General features: G+C 55.6%; 1 protein-coding gene and 1 pseudogene. One reads left to right on the forward strand and one right to left on the reverse strand.

The window, feature by feature from the left end; genetic code table 11:
• Nucleotides 1-82: 82 nt before the first annotated feature.
• Nucleotides 83-814, forward strand: a pseudogene (locus C448_RS04280) (integrase); the annotation flags it as partial.
• A gap of 11 nt (nt 815-825) precedes the next feature.
• Here the strand turns inward: C448_RS04280 and C448_RS04285 are convergent.
• Nucleotides 826-2,748, reverse strand: coding sequence for an alkaline phosphatase D family protein (locus C448_RS04285; RefSeq protein WP_080503152.1), 1,923 nt, complete (start codon nt 2,746-2,748; stop codon nt 826-828).
• Nucleotides 2,749-3,260 lie beyond the last annotated feature (512 nt).

Here is a 3,260-nt window from a genome sequence, read left to right on the forward strand (position 1 = left end):
GTGGGAGTTCCATTCACTCTCCACCGGCTTCTCAGAGCGCTAACAACTGGCGTTCTTCGGCTATCTCAGAGTTAGCCTAGAACGGATGGTCGACGAACAGGCCAGCACCGCGATCGACGACGTCGGTGAGGAGCGAGAAGCCGCAATCAAAGCCTGCCGCGACCGCGCGCTCGTCTATCTGCTGTCATACTCCGGTGTGCGGGGTGCGGAGATTCTTCGCGATCGAAGCGACGAGCGACGCCAGGGCCTTCGCTGGGAAGACGTCCACCTCGAAGATCGCTATGCGACGGTCTTCGCGAAAAAGCAGCGTCTCGACGATCGAGGCCTTCCCAAGCCAGTGATTCATCCGCTGCAGATGTATCGGAAGGTGCTGGATGCACCGAGCGAGAGCTGGCCAGTGTTTCCCTCGTTTCATCGCCCGACGCTCTCTCAGCGGGTGACGGACACGCTGGACCGTCGGGGATACACCGACACAGAGATTGAGGAAATGCGTGCCGACCGCTCGCTGGTCGAACTTTGTATTGAGTACGACATCGAACCCCCTTCGATAACGACTGACGCCGGGCGGCACGTTCTCAAACGCCTCTGCGAGGAGGCAGGTATCGAACTCGATGACGACGAAGAATACCTGATGCCTCACGGTGCCCGGCGCGGTGCTGGTGAAGTCCTCGTGCGTACATCTGGGCATGCAGCCGCTGCCCGTGCGCTCGACAACTCCGAAGAGGTCGTTCGCGAGCACTACTCGCATATCGAGGCTGGCGAACTCGCCGATCAGATGACCAATGCCTTCGAAGAAGCTGATCAGCAAGTGTGAATCTAGATCACCTAATATGACTCCTGGTCGAGGATAACTCCCTCGTCGTTGGCTATGACCACTAAGTCGGGACTGCCGTTGTTCAGGACCGAAGAGAGTCCGGTATAGACGGTCGAATCTGTGTTCTCGCCGCTTCCGTTCCGAATAGTGACCGTCTTACCCGCTCCGAGTGTGAACTCGCCGAACGTGTAGTTCTGTCCGCTTCCTCCCTCGAAGCTGAGGATGAACCCAGACATGTCGATTGCGCTATCGCCGGTGTTTTGTAGTGTAGCGAACTCCCCGTTGGGATTTTCAGCATCATTGCCCGGCGCATTCGCTTGAATGTCGATGATCTCGATGGATTCCTCGTCGGGGTGTTCGGAGACCAGTGTTGCACCAGGATTGCCGGCTTCGGTCGCAAACGACGCGATGGTACTCACTGATGCATCCGGATAGGCGACCGCCGAAACCACGCGATAATCAGTCTGCCACCGTTCGGGGGTGAGCGTACAGCGTACGTACCCCCGATTGTCGTTGTAAAACCGCCGCCATGGTTCATTTGCGGTGCCACCGTAGTCGGTTATCCCGGAACCATCACCGGAAGAGGTAATTGAGGTTCCAACGTACTCGGTACCGACCGATGCCGAATCGGGATTCGAGAAATCGGCTTTGATGTTGTAGACATAGTTGCGGTGGACATCGCCAGTGATCACGACGGGGTTCAGATCCGACTGCTGGGCCATGAAATCGCGGACCGTATCACGGTCGGCCCGGTAGCTATCCCACTTATCGCCCGCGCCGAAATTCTCTACGTCCGGGTTGGGATTTTCATCCGTCGCCGAGAACGGGACCTGTTGAGCGAGCACGTTCCATTGCGACGAGGAACTAGCGAGGCCATCGATTAGCCAATCCTTCTGTTTGTCGCCGAGCAGCGTCCGGTCGGAATTTTCGGCTTCCTCAGCGGAATATACTTGATCAGAGCGGTACTGGCGAGTATCGAGTACGTTGAATTCTGCGAGGTCGCCAAATGTGAATCGCCGATATAGCGGCAGATCCGGACCCGTTGGCATCCGCGAAGGACGCAACGGCATATGCTCGAAATACGCCTTGTAGGCGTTTGCGCGTCGCTCCAAGAAGTTCTCGGGTGGGACGTTGTTCTCTGAAACCTCGTCGGCGTAGTTGTTCTCAACCTCGTGATCGTCCCATGTGACGATCCACGGGAATGCGGCGTGGGCAGCTTGGAGGTTGGAATCGGTCTTATAGAGGGCGTGGCGAAGCCGATACTGTTCGAGCGTGTTCATCTCAGTATTGAATCGGCGAGGGATCTCGGTGCTCCGCTCACCAGCGCTGGGTGGGATAGGATATTCGTAGAGGTAGTCACCGAGATGAATCACCAAATCCAGATCATCCTCAACCATGTGCTCGTAGGCGGTATAGTAGCCGGTGGGCCACGACTGACATGACGCGAACGCGAAACTGAAGCTATCGGGGCTGGTTCCGGGTGCAGGTGCCGTTTTCGTCTGCCCAACAGGACTGTACTCGTTGCCGGCTTGAAATTGATAGTAGTACTCGGTGTTTGCGTCGAGTCCTTCTACATCGACGTGGACAGAGTGTGCCCAATCAGGACTTGCAAACGTCACATCCCGCCTGACGACGTTGCTTATTTCCTCATCAGTGGCAACCTCGTACAGTACTGGAACTGGCTGATCAGGCATCCCACCACTGGATTCGAGCGGTTCGGGTGCGAGCCGAGTCCAAAGGACGACTGAATCCGGGAGCGGGTCTCCCGAGGCAACCCCCAGTGTGAACGGGTCGCCTTGGAAGCGGCCTTGAGCTTGATTGGCCGCTTCCGCGCGGTTGCTGAGAGCGATACTGGCACTGCCGAGTGTAGCTACCCCACCGAGCGTGCGGAGGAAGCTACGTCGCTTCGTAGTGGAACGGTCTGTCTCTGACATCGGTTGCTACATTCCCCAATGCGATATCTTGGAGAATGTTTCTACCCTGAATAGATTATATAATGATAAGCTTAGTATAGAGTATATAGAGACACACTTTATCCGTATGGTTGAAAAGACCAAGTGCTCTGCCAAACATCCAGAGACCAGTTATCTATTACCTCCCTCTTAGATGAAGTGTGGATCTACGAGAAAGCCAGTATGTCTTTAATGACAACCCACTCGCTAGCCGGTTGAGTGTAGTGATTGTCGAATAAATTCACACACAGCACCGTTTCATGGATGTACGAGCAAACGCAGCAAGTGTCGCTCACATGGATGATATAAACCTGCTACTTGGACTGTTCAAGTAGTGCATCACAAACGGTGTATGGGTGCATCAGAGGACCATCAGTAGCTGAGCTGCGGGAGAGACATGTTCGCTCTTGTGTAGATTAGCGGAACCGAGTCACGGAGGTTACGGCATCCCGCCGACAGCAGTCGTACATGACCAATGAACGCGCTGCTTTCGG

Origin of the sequence: Halococcus morrhuae DSM 1307 (assembly GCF_000336695.1) — an archaeon.
Lineage (GTDB): Archaea > Halobacteriota > Halobacteria > Halobacteriales > Halococcaceae > Halococcus > Halococcus morrhuae.

What these genes read in the sequence shown, in the direction of transcription:
- C448_RS04285 (WP_080503152.1), bottom strand. Translation starts at nt 2,748, where the DNA reads ATGTCAGAGACAGACCGTTCCACTACGAAGCGACGTAGCTTCCTCCGC.